Annotated in this window: 16 protein-coding genes and 1 pseudogene; 6 read left to right on the top strand and 11 right to left on the bottom strand. The window is 73.4% G+C overall.

The window, feature by feature from the left end:
• Positions 1–173: 173 nt before the first annotated feature.
• Positions 174–1,463 (bottom strand): ROK family transcriptional regulator, encoded by a 1,290-nt coding sequence (locus tag V7E45_RS11335; RefSeq protein ID WP_333773979.1) that lies wholly within the window; start codon positions 1,461–1,463, stop codon positions 174–176.
• Between the two features lie 154 nt (positions 1,464–1,617).
• Here V7E45_RS11335 and V7E45_RS11330 point away from each other — a divergent pair.
• The 4 genes and pseudogenes from V7E45_RS11330 to V7E45_RS11315 all read left to right on the top strand — a co-directional run.
• Positions 1,618–1,875, top strand: a pseudogene (locus V7E45_RS11330) (FBP domain-containing protein); the annotation flags it as partial.
• A gap of 341 nt (positions 1,876–2,216) precedes the next feature.
• Complete coding sequence (locus V7E45_RS11325) at positions 2,217–3,470, top strand: aromatic acid exporter family protein (protein WP_333773978.1); 1,254 nt, start codon at positions 2,217–2,219, stop codon at positions 3,468–3,470.
• A 45-nt stretch (positions 3,471–3,515) separates the two neighbouring features.
• The gene (locus tag V7E45_RS11320) at positions 3,516–4,592 is read left to right on the top strand and encodes a hypothetical protein (RefSeq protein WP_333773977.1); all 1,077 of its coding nucleotides are present in this window, start codon (positions 3,516–3,518) and stop codon (positions 4,590–4,592) included.
• A 109-nt stretch (positions 4,593–4,701) separates the two neighbouring features.
• Positions 4,702–5,901, top strand: a complete 1,200-nt coding sequence (locus V7E45_RS11315) for a lactonase family protein (protein WP_333773976.1) — start codon at positions 4,702–4,704, stop codon at positions 5,899–5,901.
• Here V7E45_RS11315 and V7E45_RS11310 read toward each other — a convergent pair.
• Both V7E45_RS11310 and V7E45_RS11305 read right to left on the bottom strand, forming a co-directional pair.
• Positions 5,869–6,597, bottom strand: coding sequence for a DUF2470 domain-containing protein (locus V7E45_RS11310; protein WP_333773975.1), 729 nt, complete (start codon positions 6,595–6,597; stop codon positions 5,869–5,871). The two genes, V7E45_RS11315 and V7E45_RS11310, sit on opposite strands and share 33 nt — an antisense overlap.
• An 84-nt stretch (positions 6,598–6,681) precedes the next feature.
• Complete coding sequence (locus V7E45_RS11305) at positions 6,682–7,287, bottom strand: TetR/AcrR family transcriptional regulator (protein ID WP_333773974.1); 606 nt, start codon at positions 7,285–7,287, stop codon at positions 6,682–6,684.
• A gap of 119 nt (positions 7,288–7,406) precedes the next feature.
• On the opposite strand from V7E45_RS11305, the gene V7E45_RS11300 reads away from it, so the two are divergent.
• Positions 7,407–8,927, top strand: coding sequence for a cytochrome P450 (locus V7E45_RS11300; RefSeq protein WP_333773973.1), 1,521 nt, complete (start codon positions 7,407–7,409; stop codon positions 8,925–8,927).
• On the opposite strand, the gene V7E45_RS11295 is transcribed toward V7E45_RS11300, so the two are convergent.
• The 8 genes from V7E45_RS11295 to V7E45_RS11260 all read right to left on the bottom strand — a co-directional run bounded on the left by V7E45_RS11295 (position 8,889) and on the right by V7E45_RS11260 (position 17,786).
• Positions 8,889–9,812: a pentapeptide repeat-containing protein gene (locus V7E45_RS11295; protein ID WP_333773972.1), complete on the bottom strand. Its 924-nt coding sequence runs from the start codon at positions 9,810–9,812 to the stop codon at positions 8,889–8,891. The genes V7E45_RS11300 and V7E45_RS11295 overlap by 39 nt on opposite strands.
• A 181-nt stretch (positions 9,813–9,993) precedes the next feature.
• Positions 9,994–11,295 carry an alpha/beta fold hydrolase gene (locus V7E45_RS11290; protein ID WP_333773971.1) on the bottom strand — a complete coding sequence of 434 codons (1,302 nt, stop codon included), beginning with the start codon at positions 11,293–11,295 and terminating at the stop codon, positions 9,994–9,996.
• Positions 11,296–11,393: 98 nt separating this feature from the next.
• A complete protein-coding gene (locus V7E45_RS11285; protein WP_333773970.1) occupies positions 11,394–12,431 on the bottom strand; it encodes a LacI family DNA-binding transcriptional regulator in 1,038 nt (345 codons plus the stop codon).
• 218 nt (positions 12,432–12,649) lie between these two features.
• Complete coding sequence (locus tag V7E45_RS11280; RefSeq protein ID WP_333773969.1) at positions 12,650–12,970, bottom strand: L-rhamnose mutarotase; 321 nt, start codon at positions 12,968–12,970, stop codon at positions 12,650–12,652.
• An 83-nt stretch (positions 12,971–13,053) separates the two neighbouring features.
• Entirely contained in the window at positions 13,054–14,133 is a 1,080-nt protein-coding gene (rhaS, locus tag V7E45_RS11275; protein WP_333773968.1) for a rhamnose ABC transporter substrate-binding protein, read from the bottom strand.
• A 104-nt stretch (positions 14,134–14,237) separates the two neighbouring features.
• Positions 14,238–15,212, bottom strand: coding sequence for an ABC transporter permease (locus tag V7E45_RS11270; RefSeq protein ID WP_333773967.1), 975 nt, complete (start codon positions 15,210–15,212; stop codon positions 14,238–14,240).
• Entirely contained in the window at positions 15,205–16,272 is a 1,068-nt protein-coding gene (locus tag V7E45_RS11265; protein ID WP_333773966.1) for an ABC transporter permease, read from the bottom strand. Before V7E45_RS11265 ends, V7E45_RS11270 begins: the two co-directional genes overlap by 8 nt.
• A complete protein-coding gene (locus V7E45_RS11260; RefSeq protein WP_333773965.1) occupies positions 16,269–17,786 on the bottom strand; it encodes a sugar ABC transporter ATP-binding protein in 1,518 nt (505 codons plus the stop codon). Before V7E45_RS11260 ends, V7E45_RS11265 begins: the two co-directional genes overlap by 4 nt.
• Positions 17,787–18,048: 262 nt before the next feature.
• Here V7E45_RS11260 and rhaI point away from each other — a divergent pair, with 262 nt between their 5' ends.
• Positions 18,049–19,209: an L-rhamnose isomerase gene (gene rhaI / locus V7E45_RS11255; protein WP_333773964.1), complete on the top strand. Its 1,161-nt coding sequence runs from the start codon at positions 18,049–18,051 to the stop codon at positions 19,207–19,209.
• Positions 19,210–19,228: the final 19 nt, after the last annotated feature.

Genomic DNA, 19,228 nt, shown 5'->3' with positions numbered 1-19,228 from the left:
GCCCGCCCGGGCCCGGCCGCCAGCCCCCACTCCGCCTGGCCCGATCTCGGTTCAAGTGACCTCGCCGCCTCGGCCCGGCGCGCGGTCGGCCGCCGGACTTCCGGCCGTCGGCTCCCGCCGTCCGGTCAGGTGCCCCCGGTGTCGAACCCCTTCCGGCGAACCGCCGGAGGCACTCAGCGCGGGGCGCGTTCCTCCAGTGCGGCACGCCAGGCCGGGTGCCGGTCGGCGGCGGCCGGTTCGGCGCGGCGGCCGCCGCGGGTGAAGAAGTCGGCGAGGGGCAGGATGGCCGCGCCGACGGTGACCGCGTCGGGCCCGAGCCTGCCGAGGTCGATGCCGACCTTGTCGGCCGGGTGGCGCAGGGCGTACGTCAAGGCGTGACGGCGTACGGCGGGCAGGAAGCGGGTGCCGAGCTGGAGCCCCGCCCAGCCGCCGATCAGGATCTTCTCGGGCTGGAACAGGTTGATCAGGTCCGACAGGCCGGCACCGAGGTACTCGGCGGTCTCCTCCAGGACGGCGAGCGCGACGGGATCGGGTTCCCGGTCGTCGGCCGGGTAGGCGGCGGCGAGCATCGCGGTGAGCGCGGTCTCCTCGTCCACGCCCTCGGGCGGCCGCCCGCCCTCCTCGCGCCAGCGGGCGAGCAGTGATTCGGCGCCGGCGTAGGCCTCCAGGCAGCCCGGCGCCCCGCACCGGCAGCGGCGGCCCCGGACCCGTACGGTCAGGTGGCCCCACTCCACGGCGCGCCCGTGCTCCACCTCGGGGGTGACCAGACAGGCGCCGACGCCGGAGCCGAAGAGCACGACCACCGCGTTGCGCGCGCCGCGCCCGGCGCCGAACCACATCTCGGCCTGGCCCAGGGTCTTGGCGCCGTTGTCGATGAAGTACCGCACGCTCTCCGGGAGCCGGGAGGAGGCGCGGAGCAGCTCCTCGAGCGGGACCGCGCTCCAGCCGATGGTCTGCCCGTGCACCACGGCCCCCCGGTCCGCGGTGTACTCGACGATGCCGGGCACGCCGACCCCGACGCCGAGCAGCCGCTCGGGCACGGCCGCCTCGGCCGCGAGGACCTCGGCGATGCCGTCGCGGATGTGGCCGACGATGACGTCGACGTCGTAGCCCTGCTGGGTCAGCGGGCGCTCGGTGCGGGCGAGTTCGGTGAGGCCGAGGTCGAACAGCTCGACCCGGACGCGCGTCTCGCCGACGTCGACGCCGATCATCTGCCCGCTGTGCGGGGCGACGCGCAGCAGGGTGCGGGGCCGGCCGCCGTCGGAGTCGACGCTGCCGGCCTCCTCCACGAGACCGTCGGCGACGAGGTCCGCGACCACGTTGCTGACCGAGCCGGAGCTGAGTCCGGTGGCGGGGCCCAGCTCGAAGCGGCTGAGCGGGCCGTCGAAGTAGAGCCGCTGCAGCACGGCCGTGCGGTTTCCCCGCCTGAGGTCGCGTACCGTGCGCCCGTTCCGCCCCGCCATGTGGTTCCCTCCGAACCTTGTCCCGACCTGCAACATACCCTCCGGAACAGGCGGGACGCGACTTTCTGACAACCCTTATTTCATGTAATGAGCGAAGCGGCGCGCACTGTGACCGGCCCAGAACGGCCCGCACGACTCACCGGCTCCCCCACCGCACACCTCTCCCTGCCCGCCCTGCGTACAGGGTACGGAAGGCCCGGCGTCCTCCAGGTGCCTTACGGCACGCTCGCCGCGGCCGTCTTCCCGGGCCGCCGCGCTCAGCATGTGCACCGACCTCCAGTGCCCGCTGTACGTGCGCGGCAGGAAGGCGCCGGAGTCCGGGGCCCGGTTCGAGGAGAGCCTGACCCTCGACGAGCAGATCGCCCGGACGACCGGCAACCTCTCCGCCTTCCTCGACAAGCTGTACGTCTGAACCCGTACCTCCGAACCGCCGAGCGCCCCGGCCGAAAAGCGTCGGTGCCCGGCGGGCGGCAGGGGATCGTTGGGCCGTACGGCCGCCGCTCCGGTCCACCGGGTGCACCGCGCCGGTGCGCCCCTCGCCTCTCCGGTACCGCGACCACCTTTCCCACAGACAGGCGCGCATCCCGGTGAGTACCCGACGCCCTCGGCCCCGTCGACGGCCTCGCCCGCCCCCGTACTGTTCCCCTCGCCTCGTGCCCTGATCGACGAGACCGATCCGGGAGTCCTCGCGGACAGCTTCGGTCCGCGAATGCGCACGTTCGACCACGGCGAGGACGGGGAACAGGCCAAGGGATGCTCGACGTACGGAAGTGGACCGCAGATCTGCGGCGCCTGATCCCGCGCCGCCGGGAACCGGTGGTCGTCCAGACACTGCGGTCGGCCGCCGCGGCGACGATCGCCTACGTCATCGCGCTCCGGCTGAGTCCGGAACCGGCACCGCTGACCGCGCCGCTCACCGCCCTGCTGGTCGTCCAGGTCACCTTCTACGCCACCCTCACCAACGGCATCCGCCGGGTGAACTCGGTGGTGGCCGGCGTCCTGGTCGCCATCGCCTTCAGCCTCCTGGTGGGCCTGACCTGGTGGAGCCTCGCGCTGCTGATCGTGGCGTCGCTGGCGGTGGGTCATCTGGTGCGGGTCGACGAGTACGTGGCCGAGGTGGCGATCAGCGCCATGCTGGTGCTCGGGGTGACCACCGTCGGCTTCACCGCCTGGGCGCGGATCGTGGAGACGCTGATCGGGGCGGTGGTCGGGATGGCCTGCAACCTGCTGCTGCCGCCACCGGTGTGGGTGGACCAGGCCGGCGAGTCGATCGAGGACCTGGCGCGCCGGGTGCGGCAGCTGATGCTGCGCACGGGTGAGGAGGCGGCGGGCCGCACCCCGTGGGAGCTGGCCGCCGAGCGGCTGCACGAGGCGCGCCGGCTCGACCACGACATCGTCCAGGTGGACGCGGCGCTGCGGCAGGCCGAGGACAGTCTGCGGCTCAATCCGCGGGTGAAGGAGGGCCTGCTGCACCGGGTGGTGCTGCGCACGGGTCTCGACACCCTGGAGATCTGCACCGTCGTGCTGCGCGTCCTCGCCCGGACCTTCACGGACCTGGCGAAGGCACGCAGGTCCGAGGAGCTGTTCCCGCCCCGGGTCGGGGCCATGGTGGAACAGCTGCTCGCACAGATCGCCGACGCTGTGGTCAGCTTCGCGGTGCTGGTGACCACCCAACTGAGCGAGAACGCCGAGTCGGCGGAGGCGCGGCTGACGGCCGAGCTGCACAGCGCGGCCGGCACCCGCGACCGGCTCGCCGAGCTGCTGCGCGAGCAGGTGCGGGCGGACTGGGCGAACTGGCAGCTGCTGGGCGCCGTGCTGACCGAGGCGAACCGGATGATCGACGAGCTCGACACCGAGCACCGGACCCGCCGGCTCTTCGAGGAGCTGGACCGGGTGTCCCGGGAGCAGCGGGCGAAGCTGCCGCGGATGACCCGGGTGCGCGAGCGCCTCGGCGTGCAGGACCAGCTGTGGCGGAACCGTACGGGGGTCGGCGAGCGTTCTCCGTGAGGGAGCGCCGGGCGGGGCCGGCGCGTGAGGCGAGGGGGCGGGCCGATGGCCGGATCCGGGGTACGGATCGACGGGAACACACTGCGGCTGCCGGGCGGTGTGGCGGTGCGGTTCATCCGCACGCTGCGGCTGCCCGAGACGGGCACGCACCCGCTGCCGCCGGGGCTTGGCGAGTTCCCGGTCCGGCGGGTGTCCGACTACGCCGACCGGGTGCCGCAGGAGTGGCGGGCGCGCGGCGGTGTGATGCTGCCGGTCTACCTGCGGGAGGCCATGTGGCTGAGTTTCGCCGGCACGGTGGAGCCGGCCGCCCTCCAGGTGGGCGTGGGCAAGGTGTGCGCGGTCTCCGGCGAGCCGTGGCGCGGTCGGCCGGCCCGCGGCCCGCAGAACTACGTGGTGCTGCCCCGTCAGCCCTGGCTGGACGGCATCAACTCCGGCAAGGGCACGGTCCGCCAGTTCGTCGCCGTGCCGCTGGGTCTCGGGGCGACCGTGGAGGGCCAGGTCACCGGCGAGGAGGTGTGGGGCGGCGTACAGCTGCAGTCTTTCCCGCTGCGGCCGGACGTCCTGGCCGACTGGCGGCGCCAGGAGCGGGAGCGTGAGCGGTCGATGACGGCGCCGGGCGGGTACGGCGGGCCGCTGCCGGTGGCCGGCTTCGGCGCGCCGGCGCCGATGGCGGCGCCCGCGCCGGGCGGTCCCCCGCCGTCGGCCTCGGCCCCGGCGCCCGGGGCGCCCCCGCGGCGCGCGGCGGCCATGGGCCTGGGCGTCGGCGGCTCGATGCGCCAGGAGGTCTACCGGGACGACCGGCCGCTCACGGACTGGGCCGAGACACCCGCCGGGCGGGTGTTCGTGCACCTGGTGACGCCTCCGGAGTGGCGACGCATCACCGGCGAGGCGCCCCCGCCGTCCCCGGTGGACCGGGCGGCGTACACCAGCGCGGGACTGCCCTGGTTCGACTACTACGACGAGGACGCCGAGGACCTGGCCCCCGCGGACACGCTGGAGGCGGTCAAGCCGGTCGGGGACTGGCTCGGGGACGACCTGGAACCGTGGCAGCAGCCGTCGGCGGGCCAGGTGCTCCCACTGAAGGACGCGCCGGGCAAGCCGGTCGAGGACGGGGACTGGTGAGCCCCGTCGTTGCACCCCGCGCAACGCCCGTTGCCGGTCTTGCCTTTGACGGCGCATCCGCGCCAAGGTGGCTGGGACGCGGGGGGCTACCGACGACCTGAGGTGCTCGATGGAGACGGACGCGCGGGCGGCGCGGGCAGGCTGGAGCAGGCGCCGGTTCGTGGGCGCCGCGGCGGGCGCGGCCGCGGTGGTGGCCGTGCCCGCGCCCGCGGCGCCCCCGGCGGAGCGGGCCCCGGCCGCGAGACAGCGCCCGGCGGCCCGGCCGCCCCGGCGCGACGACCGCCCGCGCCCGCTCCTCCTCGGCACGTACACCTCCGTCGAGGGCGGCGGCAGCGGCATCGGACTGGCCTCGTACGACCCGGCGACGGGTGCGATCACCGGCTCGGGAAGCCTGGCGCGGGTGCCCGACCCGTCATACCTCGCGGCGCACCCGGACGGCCGCACCCTGTACGCGGTCGACGAGCGCCCGGACGGCGGGGTGAGCGCCGTACGCCTCGCGGACCGGCGCGTCCTCGGCAGCCGGGGCACGGGCGGCGGCGGGCCGTGCCACCTGTCGGTGCACCCGAGCGGCCGCTGGTTGCTGAGCGCCAACTACACGTCGGGCAGTGTCGCCGTGCACCCGATCGACGCCACGGGCGCCCTCGGTGAGCGCGCCGACCTGGTCACGCACACCAGCCCGCCACCCGGCCCCGGCCGGCAGGGCCCGCACGCGCACCAGGTCGTCACCTCCCCCGACGGCGGCCATGTCCTCGCCGTCGACCTGGGCACCGACACCGTCTACAGCTACCGCCTCGACCAGGCGAAGGGCACGCTGACCGAGGTCGCCCGAGCGCGAACCCGGCCGGGCGCGGGCCCGCGCCATCTGACCTTCCACCCGGACGGCCGGCACGCCTATCTGGCCAACGAGGTCGACGACACGGTCACCGTCTGCGGCTACGACCCGGCCACCGGCCGCCTGACGATCGGCGCCCCGCAGCCGACGGGCTCCGGCGCGGGCACCAACTACCCGGCGCAGATCCTGGTGACCGCGAACGGCTCGTACGCCTTCCTCGCCAACCGCGGCGACAACAGCATCGCGCGGTACGCCGTCGAGGACGGCGGGGCGGGGCTGCGCCTGCTGGGCACGGTGCCGGCCGGTGGGGACTTCCCCCGGCAGATCGCCTTCTCGCCGGACGGCCGGCTGCTGTTCGCGGCGAACCAGCGCTCCGGCACGGTCAGCGTCTTCCGAGTGGACCCCGACCGTGGTGAACTGCGCGCGGCGGGCGAGCCGTTCGCGTCACCCGTCGCCGTCTGCGCGCTGCCGCTGTAGGGCGCGCGGGCAGCCGGCGGCGCTCGCCCGGGCGAGCAGCGCGTGCACGCGCTCGGTGAGCTGCGCGACGTCGTCGGCGGGCGTGTGGAACGCCAGCCGTACGTCGCCGTGGGCGCGGGCGCGTTCGATGCGCAGGGTGAGCCCGTGCCGGTCGACGGCCAGGGGCATGACCCGGGTCGCGGCGTGCAGACTCTCGGGCCGCACCAGCCGGGTGAGCCGCTCGACGGCGTCCGGGTGGGCGTCGGCGAGGTGGGTGAGCAGCCGGGCCTCGGCGGCGGCCAGCGGGTCGGGCCGGGCCGCGGCGAACTCGCCCGGGTCGACGAGCACGGCGCCGGAGGGCCGGCGCAGCACCACGCGCGTGGGCCGGAACAGCAGCGCCCCGCCCGCGGCCGGGGCGAACCAGCCGGCCAGCCACACCCTGGCCCGGATCCGGTCGCGCACCGGCACGGGCGCCGGGTCGGCGAACTCCATTACTGCGGACGGCTCTTGGCGCGGTGCGCACAGCGCGGCCGCGAACAGGGCGCTGTCCTCGGGCACGTCGAGGAGCACCCCGCCGTCGCCGGTCACGGTGTGCGCGCCGACGTACTCCTCGCGCGCGCCGTCGGCGGTCACCCCGCACGACCACGCGGTGGCGAGCACCGACCGCGCCCGCTCCGCCGCGCCGGGTCCGGCCGCCCAGTCCTGCGTGTCACCCATCCCGATCACTCCTTAGGTAAGCCTTGCCTAACCTGTCGGAGTTCCGGGCGCGCGCCAACCACGCCCCGCCCGTACGGCTCGCCGTTACGCGATGACGCCCAGCAGGGCCCGTGCGCACAGGTCCCGCACCTGCTCCCGGGTCAGCTCGCCGTCCCGCAGCCACTCAAGGCAGACGGCCGTGGTGAACGCGAGCCAGCCGCGCACCGCGAGGCGCACCCGGGGCGTGCCCGCGAAGGCGGACCCGAACTCGGGGTCGGCGGCCAGCGCGGCGAGGATCTGCCGCTCCTGGGCGGCGAGGGCCCGCCGGTAGACGCGGCGCACGGCCTGGTCGCCGGCCGCGTCGGCCCGGTGGAAGGCGCGGAAGCCGTGGGCGTGGGCCTGGACGTAGGCGAGGTACGTGTCGAGGCCGGCGGTGAGCTGTTCGCGCACCGGCATCCCGGGCACGGCCGCCGTCATGCGCAGCATCCGCTCGCTCTCGCGCTCCACGACCGCGGCGAAGAAGTCCCGCTTCGTCGGGAAGTAGTGGTAGAGGAGCCCGCGGGAGACCCCGGCGATCTCGGCGACCTGCTCGATCCACACGTCGTCGTACGGGCTCTCGGAGAACAGCTTCGCCCCGACCGACAGCAGTTGCTCACGCCGTTCCCCGGTGCTGAGTCTGCGCCGGGTGCGCTCCCCCTGGTTCGCGGGCATGCCGTCACTTTACTTGACGCCGATTCAACGAGCGCCCCACACTGAAACGCGCTATTGAACCCAAGTACAACACGCGCGTCACAGGTGCAACGGTCCGCGGGATCAAGGGAGATCGCGTCATGGCTCAGACGACGGAGGCCGGGCTGCCGAAAGGGTTCCGCGGTGCCGAGCACGGCTGGCCCGAGCTGCGCCGCATCCCGCACCCACCGCGCCGGGTGCCGCTGCTCGGCGATGTGCTGGGCGTCGACCGGCGCCGTCCCCTTCAGGACTCGATGCGCTTCGCGCGCGAGCTCGGCCCGGTCTTCCGGCGCCGGGTCTTCGGCAACGAGTTCGTCTTCCTGTGGGGTTCGCGCCTGGTCGCCGACCTCTCCGACGAGTCCCGCTTCGCCAAGCACGTGGGCCTCGGAGTCGCCAACCTGCGTCCGGTGGCCGGGGACGGCCTGTTCACCGCCTACAACCACGAGTCCAACTGGCAGCTCGCGCACGACGTCCTGGCGCCGGGATTCAGCCGCGAGGCCATGGAGGGCTACCACGGCATGATGCTCGCGGTGGCCGCGCGGCTGACCGGCCACTGGGACCGGGAGCTGGCCGCTGAACGGCCGGTGGACGTGCCCGGCGACATGACCAAGTTGACCCTGGAGACCATCGCGCGCACCGGCTTCGGCCACGACTTCGGGTCCTTCGAACGGGATCGGCCGCACCCCTTCGTCCGGGCGATGGTGGGCACGCTGACCTACGCGCAGCGGCTCAACAGCGTGCCCGTACCGCTCGCTCCGCTGCTGCTGCGCGGTCCCGCACGGCGCAACGCGGCCGACATCGCCCACCTGAACCGCACGGTGGACGCTCTCGTGGCGGCCCGCCGGCGCTCCGGCGGGGGTGACGGCGACCTGCTGGACCGCATGCTGGAGACGGCGCACCCGGAGACCGGCGAGCGGCTGTCGGCCGAGAACGTCCGCAAGCAGGTGATCACGTTCCTGGTGGCGGGCCACGAGACCACCTCGGGCGCGCTCTCCTTCGCCCTGTACTACCTGGCCCGGCACCCGGAGGTCGCCGCCAGGGCCCGCGCCGAGGTGGACCGCGTCTGGGGCGACACCCCCGAACCCGGCTACGACCAGGTCGCCAAGCTGCGCTACGTGCGCCGGGTGCTGGACGAGTCGCTGCGGCTGTGGCCGACCGCGCCCGCCTACGCCCGGGAGGCCCGGCAGGACACGGTCCTGGCCGGGGAGCACCCGATGCGCCGCGGCGCGTGGGCGCTGGTGCTGCTGCCGATGCTGCACCGCGACCGCGAGGTCTGGGGCGAGGACGCGGAGCGGTTCGACCCGGACCGCTTCGAGGCGGGCGCCGTGCGGGCCCGGCCGCCGCACACCTTCAAGCCGTTCGGCACCGGCGCGCGGGCCTGCATCGGCCGCCAGTTCGCCCTGCACGAGGCGACGCTCGTGCTCGGACTGCTGCTGCGCCGCTACGACGTGCGGCCCGAGCCCGGCTACCGGCTCCGGGTGACCGAGCGGCTGACCGTCATGCCGGAGGGGCTGCGGCTCCGGCTGGAGCGGCGTCCCGCGCCCGCGCCGGCCCCGGTCACCGTCCCGGACGACGGCTCGGGCTCAGCCGCCCGTTGCCCAGTGCACGGGGCGGGTGACTGACCCGGGCAGCCGGGTGCCGGCGCTGCCCCGGGCCGCGTTCACCTGCGGCTGGGTGAGGAAGAAGGCGCCGGTGAGGTCCGCGTCGGTCAGGTCGGCGTCGCGCAGGTCGGCGCCGATCATGTCGGCGTCGCGCAGATCCGCGCCGGTGAGGTCGGCGGCGATCAGATAGGCGCCGCGCAGGCTGGCCCCGCGCAGGTCCGCGCCCCGCAGCCGGGCGCCGATGAGGTCGGCGCCGCGACGGTCCCTGCCGCCCCCCTTCCCTGCCTTCGCGGCCTTCCCGGCCTTGGCGTTCCCGCCCTTGGCGTTCCCGCCGGGCCTGCCGTTCCGGTCCGGCTTCCCGTCGGGCACGGGGACGCCCGCCCGGACCAGCTCACTGGTGCGCAGCAGGAGCACGTTGACCTCCTGCCGGTGCGCCGCGACGTCCAGCGCGGCCAGCTCCTGCGGGGTGCCCAGGGTGAGCCGTTCGGTCTGCTCCAGGAGCCGGCGCAGGTCGGGGTGGACGGGCCGGGCGGCCTCCAGGCCCAGGGCCTCGGTGAGGTACCACAGCAGTTCGTGCAGCTGGCGGACGACCGGGAAGACGTCGAACATCCGGCGGGCGTGCTCCTTCGGCCCCGTCCGCCAGTCCTGCCCGCCGAAGGTGACCCGCGAGACCTTCTGGCCGGCGCCGAAGCAGTCGTAGACCGTGCAGCCCGTGTAGCCCTTCGCGCGCAGGTCGGCGTGGATGCCGCAGCGGTGGTCGCCGCCGAGGTTCGCGCAGGGCCGGCCCGCGGGCTTGTCCACGGGGAAGTCCGCGGAGGCGGAGAACGGCAGGACGACGCAGCACAGCCCGAAGCACTGGGCGCAGTCGCCGCGCAGGGCGGAGCGGTCGGTGGTGTGGTCCGGCATGACGTCCAGCCTAGTGGCCCGTGTCCTCACCCCACCGGCCTGTCCCGACCCGCCTCGGCCTGCGCGTACGGCCTGGCGCCGGCTCAGCCCCCGAGCGCGGGGAGCGCGAGACGGGCGAGCCGGTCCGGGTCGGCCAGGATGGTCGAACCCTACGGACTCCGCAGGGCGCCCTCCCGCCGGCTCACGCCTCGTCCCGGGTGAGCGCGAGGAGGCGGTCCAGGACCCTCGGTGCCCCGGCGCGCAGGCCGTCGTGCTCGAACTCGTCGGTGACCCAGGTGCGCAGGCCCCGGACGGCGTGCGCGGTCCGCAGGGAGTGGGCGGTGTCCACGTACATGTCGTCGTGGTAGATCGCCGCCGCGACGGGAACCTCGTTGGCGGCGAGCCGGTCCGGGTCGTACAGGGGCTCCCAGTCCGTGCGGGCGGCGAGCAGTTCGGCGGTCTCGCGCAGCGGTCGCAGGGCCGGATCCGTCTCGAACATCCAGGGGTGCACCGTCTCGCCGGTGAACAGCACCGGGGTGTCGCCCGCGAGCGCCTTGGCGGCGTCGAACTGCGGGAACTCCGAGCGGACGCGCTCGGCGGCCCAGGCGGTGGGCCGGGCGTCCTGGCCGTAGATCGACTCGTGCGCGAGGGCGTACAGCGGGTGCCCCGCGTACGACAGCAGGCTCTGGGCCTGCTCCTGGAAGGAGTCCGACAGCTCCGTGCCACCGGGGGTGCGGACGAACGCGTCCTCCAGCAGGTAGTGCAGGCGGTGGCTGCCGTCGCTCGCGCCCAGCATGAGCCCGAGGGACTGGAACGCCTCCACGGTGAGGCGATAGCCGCCGGGCAGGACGACGTCGTGGGTGAGCAGGTGGTCGGCGATCCGGCGGGCCCGTTCGACGTCCTGGGGGTACCGGGCGTAATGGGCGGTGACCTTGCGTTCCACGCGCGGGTACGCGGCCCGGTAGACGTCGTCGGCGTGGGCGTCCAGGGAGGGCAGGCCGCCGGTGATGACGGCGGTGCTCAGCCCCTCGGGAGCCAGCGAGAGGTACGACACCGTGCAGAAGCCGCCGAAGCTCTGGCCGAGCACGGTCCAGGGGGCGCCGCCGGTCACCTCGCGGCGGACGGCCTCGCAGTCGCGGACGATGGAGTCGGCGCGGAAGCGGGTGAGGTGGTCGGCCTGCGCGGCGGGGCCGCCGCGCAGCGGGAGCGTCTGCCGGGTGGCGGGCGTGGAGCGGCCCGTGCCGCGCTGGTCGAGGAGGAGGACGCGGTAGTCCTTCAGGGCGCGGTCGAGCCATGCCTGACGTCCGACGAAACGGTTCGCCCCGAAGCCGGGGCCGCCCTGCAGGTACAGCAGCCAGGGCAGGTCCTGCCCCGCCCGGTCGCTCGCGACGGCCTCCCGGGCGTACAGCTCGATGGTCTCGCCCCCGGGGTCGCCGTGGTCGAGGGGCACGGTGAAGTGGCGGTCGGTGAGGACGACACCGGGCTGACGGTAGCTGTGACTCAACGAATCTCCCGGGACGGACGGTACGGACGCGTCCCAGTTCAGCACATGGACGGCCGTGGGCCGAGCCCCGGGATCATGGTTTGTTACTGAACGAGCGGTCAGCGGGCGGCGAGGCTGGAGCGGCGTACCACCAGCTCCGGCTGGAGCACCACCCGGCGGTGCTCGTGGACGCCGGGTCCGGTCCGGTCCCCGGACTCGTACTCCGTCTCCTCCAGCAGCAGTTCCGCGGCGAGGGCGCCCATGGTGACGGCGGGCTGGCGGACCGAGGTGAGCGGCACGGCCGCCGCCGCGGCGAACTCGATGTCGTCGTACCCGACGATGGCCAGGTCGTCGGGTACGGTGACACCGGCCGCGTACAGGGCCTGGAGCACGCCTAGGGCGAGCAGGTCGTTGGCGCAGAAGACGGCGGTGGGTCGGTCGGCGAGCCCGAGGAGACGGGCTCCCGCGTCCCGGCCGGCGGCGACGTCGAGGCGCTCGGTGGGCAGTTCGCGCAGCGCGTCGGGGCCGAGGCCGGCCTCGGCGAGGGCGTTCAGGGCACCGGTGCGCCGGTCGCGGACCTGGTTGAGGCCGGGCGGCCCGCTGACGTAGGCGATGGAGCGGTGTCCGGCGTCCACGAGGTGGCGGACCGCCAGCGCGCCGCCCGCCACGTCGTCCACGGAGACCGAGCACTCGGTGGCGCCCTCGGCGACCCGGTCGACCAGCACGAACGGGATGCCGTGCCGGCGGAAGGCGGCGATGTTGCGGCCGGTGGCGTCGGCCGGGGTGAGCAGCACCCCCCGGACCCGCTGTTCGGCGAAGAGCGACAGGTAGTCGGCCTCCTCGGCCGCGTTCTGCGCGCTGTTGCAGACCATCACGCCGAGCCCCGCGTCGCGGGCGGCACGCTCGGCGCCGCGCGCCACGTCCACGAAGAAGGGGTTGCCCATGTCGAGCACCAGCAGCCCCATGATCCGGCTGCGGCCCGCGCGGAGCTGGCGCGCGGACTCGCTGCGGACGTAGCCGAGCCGGTCGATCGCGGACAGCACCCGCGCCCGGGTCTCGCTGGCGACGGAGTCCGGGCGGTTGATCACGTTCGACACGGTCCCGACCGACACTCCGGCGGCGCGGGCGACGTCCTTGATACCCACCGACTGGGCCATCGGGCGGGGACCTCCAGGGGATGAGGGGGTGGCGGCGAAGGCCTGCACAGGCGAGAGGGCCTTCACATTACCGTCATGACCGGTTTGGCGGCCCCGGTCGGGGCGGCGGCGCGGGCTCGGTCACACCGAGCCCGGCCGGGGCGGTGCCGGTGGTCACCGCCGCCGTACGGCAGGGTCCGGACCCGGGGGCGCGGCGGCTCCCGGCCCCCGGTCGTGGGTCAGGCCAGGTGGAACACCTCGGTGAGGGGTTCCATGGCCTCGTCGGGCCGGGCGCCGTCCGGCGACTCGAAGAACGGCGCCATCTCGGCCTGCCGGCGGGCGTTGACGTCGGTGGCCGCCATGGCGGCCTGGGCCGCGGCGAAGTCCTCGGTCTCCAGGTAGCCGACGAGCAGTCCGTCGTCCCCCAGGAAGAGCGAGTAGTTGTGCCAGCCGGCCGCCTTGAGGGCGTCGAGCATGTCCGGCCACACGGCGGCGTGCCGCGCGCGGTACGCGTCGAGGCGGTCCGCCCGGACCTTCAGCAGGAAGCACACGCGCTGCATCAACGGCCCCTCGCGGCCAGGGCCTGTAGCGAAAGTGGTCCTCTGCCGCGCTCCGGGCGACGAGGCCCCTTTCGCAACAGGCCCTAGAAGTCGAACCGGTCGATGTTCTTGGTGTCGAACACGGTGGGCCTGCCCAGGTTGATCACGCCGTCCTTGCCGATGGTGTAGGTCGTGGAGCCGGCCTTGAAGGTCTCGCCCTCCTTGCCGGTGATCTGCCCGGAGGCCAGGGCGACGGCGGTGCGCGCGGCGAGGTCGCCGAGCTTGGCCGGGTCCCACAGCTCGAAGGCGTCGACGGTGCCGTTCTTGACGTACTTGCGCATGTCGTTCGGCGTGCCGAGGCCGGTCAGCCTGACCTTGCCCTTGTACTTGGAGCCGGACAGGTACTGCGCGGCCGCCTTGATGCCGACGGTGGTCGGGGAGATGATCCCCTTCAGGTTCGGGTGCTCCTGGAGCAGGCCCTGGGTCTGCTGGAAGGACTGCTGCGCGTCGTCGTTGCCGTAGGCGACCTTGACGAGCTTGACGTTCTTGTACTTGGGGTCCTTCAGCTCGTCCTTCATGTAGCCGATCCAGGTGTTCTGGTTCGTCGCGGTCTGCGCGGCGGACAGCACCGCGATCTCGCCCTTGTAGCCGATCTGTTCGGAGAGCAGCTGCACCTCGGTGCGGCCCAGGTCCTCGGCGGAGGCCTGCGAGATGAAGGCGTTGCGGCAGCCCGGGTTGGTGTCGGAGTCGTAGGTGACGACCTTGATGCCGTTGGACATGGCCTGCTTGAGCGCCGTGCACAGGGCACCGGGGTCCTGTGCGGAGACGGCGATGGCGTTCACCTGCTGCTGGGTGAGGGTGTTGACGTAACTGACCTGCCCGGAGGTGTCGGTGGCGCTGCTCGGGCCCACTTCCTTGTACGTGGAGCCGAGTTCGGCCAGGGCCTTCTCGCCGCCCTTGTCCGAGGTGGTGAAGTAGGGGTTGTTGACCTGCTTGGGCAGGAAGCCGACGGTCAGCCCCTTCTTGGTGGCCGCGTTCGGGTCGGCCTTGCCGGCGGAGGAGGCCGTGCCGGAGTCGTCCTCGACGTCGCTCTTGGTGGTGCCGCCGCAGGCGGTCAGGGCGAGGGCGAGCGAGGTGGCGGCGGCGAGCGCGGCGCAGGCGCGGCGCAGGGTTGACGCGTGCATACCGAGGTCCTTTGTGTACGGGGGTGGGTGCCACGCGCCCGGGCGGGCGCGGACGGATGTCGGGGGCGGGCCGGGCACGAGCGGCCGGGCGGCCCGCGGACGGTCTAACCGGCGGAGCCGGCCGCCCTGGCCAGGGCGATCTGCCGGGCGACCCGCGGGCCGAGCACGGAGACCACGAGCAGCACGCCGGTGACGACGATCTGCGACTGGGCGGAGACGTTCAGCAGGCTCATCACGTTCTGCAGCGCGCCCAGCAGGAAGACGCCCGCGATCGCGCCGCCGAGCGTGCCCCTGCCGCCGTCGAAGTCGATGCCGCCCAGCAGCACGGCGGCGACGACGGAGAGTTCGAGTCCGGTGGCGTTGTCGTAGCGGGCGCTGGCGTAGTGCAGGGCCCAGAAGATGCCGGTGAGGGAGGCCATGAGGCCGGTCACGGTGAACAGGACGAGCTTGTGCCGCCGGACGCGGACGCCGGCGAAGCGTGCGGCCTCCTCGCCGGCGCCGATCGCGAACAGCGACCGGCCGAACGGGGTGGCGTGCAGCACCAGGACGGCGATCACCAGCAGGACCAGGAAGGGCAGGAAGGCCTGCGGCAGGAAGGTGCCGCCGAGGCGCCCGGCGGCGAACTGCTGGTACTGGGCGGGGAAGTCGGTCACCGCGTCGGAACCGAGCACGATCTGCGCGATGCCGCGGTAGGCGGCGAGGGTGCCGATGGTGACGGCGAGGGACGGCAGCCCGAGGCGGGTCACCAGCAGGCCGTTGACCAGCCCGCACACCACGCCCAGCAGCAGGCACACCGGGATGATCGCCTCGATGGCCATGCCCTCGTTCCACAGCCGCCCCATCACCGCACCGGACAGGCCCGCGGTGGAGGCGACGGACAGGTCGATCTCCCCGGCGACCACCAGCAGGGTCATGGGCAGGGCGATGAGGGCGATCGGCAGCGTGTTGCCGATCAGGAAGGACAGGTTGAGGGCGTTGCCGAAGCCGTCCACGAAGGTGAAGGAGAACAGCAGCAGGACGACCAGGAGCGCGCCGACGACCGTGTCCCAGCGGATGGCGCGGGTGAGCGACTCAGGCACCGGTGTTCTCCTTCGCGACGGCGGTCCTCCGCGGGGCCGACTTCTTCTTCAGGGCGGCGGCCACCCGCAGGGCGACGATGCGGTCCACCGCGATGGCGAGCAGCAGCAGGACGCCGTTGATGGCCAGCACCCACACCGAGCTGACGCCGAGGGCGGGCAGCACGCTGTTCACGGAGGTGAGCAGCAGGGCGCCGAGGGCGGCGCCGTAGACGCTGCCGGAACCGCCGGTGAAGACGACTCCGCCGACCACGACCGCGCTGACGACGGTGAGTTCGTAGCCGTTGCCGGTGCCGGAGTCGACGTTGCCGAACCGGGCCAGGTACAAGGCACCGGCGAGCCCGGCGAGGGCGCCGCAGACGGTGTAGGCGGTCAGGAGGCGCTTGCGGACGGGGATGCCGGCGAGGCGGGCGGCCTCGGGGTTGGAGCCGAGGGCGTACAGCTCCCGGCCGCTGCCGAAGTGCTTGAGGTAGTAGGCGGTGGCGACGAGGACGGCGAGCGCGATCAGCGCGAGCCAGGGCACGGCCGACAGTCCGCCGGAGCCGAAGTCCACGAAGCCGCCGGGCAGGTCGGCCGCGGTGATCTGGCGGGAGCCGACCCAGATCGAGTCGACACCCCGGATGATGTACAGGGTGCCGAGCGTGACGACGAGGGCGGGCACCTGGCCGAGGCTGACCAGCAGGCCGTTGAGCAGACCGCAGCCGATGCCGAGCAGGACGGCCAGGACGACCGCGACGACCGGGTCGCCGCCGCCGTGCAGATAGGTGCCGGCGGCGAAGGCGCTGATGCCGAGGGTGGAGCCGACGGACAGGTCGACGTTGCGGCTGATGACCACCAGGGACTGGCCGGTGGCGACCAGCACCAGGATCGTGGCGTTCAGCAGCAGGTCCTTGATTCCCTGCTCGGACAGGAACTGGCTGTTGCCCGCCTGGGTGACGGCGATCATCACCAGGAACACGACCAGGATGGCCAGTTCGCGCATCTTGAACACCCGGTCCACCAGACGGGTGCCGCCGGACTCGGGCACCTCGGCGGCGGGGGCGGTGGGGGCCGTGACCGTCATGCGGCGGCCCTCCCGGTGGCTGCGGCCATCACGGACTCCTCGGTGGCGTCGGAGCGGGGGATCTCCGCGGTGAGCCGGCCCTCGTGCATGACCAGCACGCGGTCGGCCATGCCGAGGATCTCGGGCAGGTCGGAGGAGATCATCAGGACGGCGACCCCGTCGGCGGCCAGCTCGCCGAGCAGCCGGTGCACCTCGGCCTTGGTGCCGACGTCGATGCCCCGGGTGGGCTCGTCCACGATGAGCACCTTGGGGCCGGTGGCCAGCCACTTGGCGAGCACGACCTTCTGCTGGTTGCCGCCGGACAGCGTGGAGACGGCGTCCGTGATCCGGGCGTACTTCACCTGGAGCCTGACCGCCCAGTCGAGGGAGCGGCTGCGCTCGGCGCCGCGGTCCATCAGTCCGGCCCGCGATGTCGTGCGCAGTCCGGTCAGACCGATGTTGCGTTCGATGGACATGTCCATCACCAGGCCCTGGGCGCGCCGGTCCTCGGGGACCAGGGCGAGGCCCGCGGCCATGGCGGTGGACGGGGCGCCGTTGGTCAGCGAGCGGCCGCCCACCAGGACCTCGCCCGCGTCCCAGCGGTCGACGCCGAACACGGCTCGGGCGACCTCGGTGCGGCCGGCGCCGACGAGCCCGGCCAGTCCGACGATCTCGCCGCGCCGGACGTCGAAGGAGACGTCGGTGAAGACGCCCTCGCGGGTCAGCCGGCGCACGCTCAGCGCGATCTCGCCGGGCGTGACCTCCTGCTTGGGGTACAGCTCGTCGAGGTCGCGGCCGACCATGCGGCGCACCAGGTCGTCCTCGGTCATCCCGGCGAGGGGTTCACTGGCGATCCAGGCCCCGTCCCGCAGGGTCGTCACCCGCTCGCAGATCTCGAAGATCTCCTCCAGCCGGTGCGAGATGAAGAGCACCGCCGCGCCCTGCTCGCGCAGGGTGCGCACCACGCCGAAGAGCCGTGCGACCTCGCTGCCGGTGAGGGCGGCGGTCGGTTCGTCCATGATCAGGACGCGGGCGTCGAAGGAGAGGGCCTTGGCGATCTCGACGATCTGCTGGTCGGCGATGGACAGGCCGCGCGCGGGGCGGTCGGGGTCGAGTTCGACGCCGAGGCGGCGCATCAGGGCGGCGGTGGCCGCGCGGGTGGCCTTCTGGTCGATGCGGCCGAGGGCCCGCCGGGGCCGGCGGCCCATGTAGATGTTCTCGGCGATCGACAGGTCAGGGAAGAGGGTCGGCTCCTGGTAGATCACGGCGATGCCGGCGTCACGGGCGTCGCCGGGGCCCTGGAAGACGACCGGCTCGCCGTCGAGCAGCACCTGCCCGGTGTTCGGCTGGTGCACCCCCGCGAGCGTCTTGATCAGGGTCGACTTGCCCGCGCCGTTCTCCCCGGCGAGGGCGTGCACCTCGCCGGGGAACAGCTCCAGGGACACTCCCCGCAGGGCGCGCACGGCTCCGAAGGACTTGGTGACGTCCCTCAGGGCCAGCACCGGGGCCGGACCCGTGTCGGACGGGTGGGTCATGGATGGCTCCTCGACGACACCGGGGGCACCGCCACCCGGAGGCGTGAAAGGTTTCAACTGGATTGCCGGGACGTTAGGCATCCCAGGCAAGTCGCGTCAATGGGTCCGGGTCCAAAAACTTTCGATGGTCGAAGTTGGAAGCAGGGTTACGGAAAATACTTCCACCCTGGGTCCTTGACACCCCTGCGGGTGCCTCATAACTTGCCGTTCTGAATCGTTTCACACGCTCAGTCGTTCCACCGGACACCCCAGGAGCCCCGAAGTGACCGACCTCGCCGCGGTGAAGGCCGCCCTCAAGTCCCAGGCCGTCGAGACGCCGTCGTGGGCGTACGGGAACTCGGGGACCCGCTTCAAGGTGTTCGCGCAGGAGGGCGTGCCGCGCACCGCGCGGGAGAAGCTGGCCGACGCCGCGAAGGTGCACGAGTTCACCGGCGTGGCCCCGACGGTCGCCCTGCACATCCCGTGGGACGAGGTCGACGACTACGCCGCGCTGGCCGGGTTCGCCGAGGAACACGGGGTCGGGCTGGGCGCGATCAACTCCAACACCTTCCAGGACGACGCCTACCGGCTGGGCAGCATCTGCCACCCCGAGGCGGCCGTGCGGCGCAAGGCCGTGGACCATCTGCTGCAGTGCGTGGACATCATGGACGCCACCGGCTCCCGGGACCTGAAGCTGTGGTTCGCCGACGGGACGAACTACCCCGGCCAGGACGACATCCGCGCCCGGCAGGACCGGCTCGCCGAGGGCCTCGCCGAGGTGTACGAGCGGCTGGGCGAGGACCAGCGGATGCTGCTGGAGTACAAGTTCTTCGAGCCGGCCTTCTACACCACGGACGTGCCGGACTGGGGTACGGCGTACGCGCACTGCCTGAAGCTGGGACCGAAGGCCCAGGTCGTGGTCGACACGGGCCACCACGCGCCCGGCACCAACATCGAGTTCATCGTCGCGACCCTGCTGCGCGAGGGCAGGCTCGGCGGCTTCGACTTCAACTCCCGCTTCTACGCCGACGACGACCTGATGGTGGGCGCGGCCGACCCGTTCCAGCTCTTCCGGATCATGTACGAGGTGGTGCGCGGCGGCGGGTTCGGCTCCGAGGTGGCGTTCATGTTGGACCAGTGCCACAACATCGAGGCGAAGATCCCGGCGATCATCCGGTCGGTGATGAACGTGCAGGAGGCGACGGCGAAGGCGCTGCTCGTCGACCGGGACGCGCTGGCCGCCGCCCAGGCCGCCGGTGACGTGCTGGGCGCGAACGCCGTGTTGATGGACGCGTACGACACGGACGTGCGGCCGCTGCTGCGCGAGGTGCGCGAGGAGATGGGGCTCGACCCCGAGCCCCTCACCGCGTACGCCCGTTCCGGCTGGGCCGAGAAGATCGTCACCGACCGGGTCGGCGGCCGCCAGGCCGGCTGGGGGGCGTGAGGTCTTGCCGGGGGCGGGC

It is taken from the genome of Streptomyces sp. IBSBF 3136, assembly GCF_036815105.1.
In the GTDB taxonomy this organism is placed as follows: Bacteria; Actinomycetota; Actinomycetes; order Streptomycetales; family Streptomycetaceae; genus Streptomyces.
The sequence above is the reverse complement of the archived record's forward strand: the minus strand, read 5'-3'. Positions and strand labels throughout refer to the sequence as shown.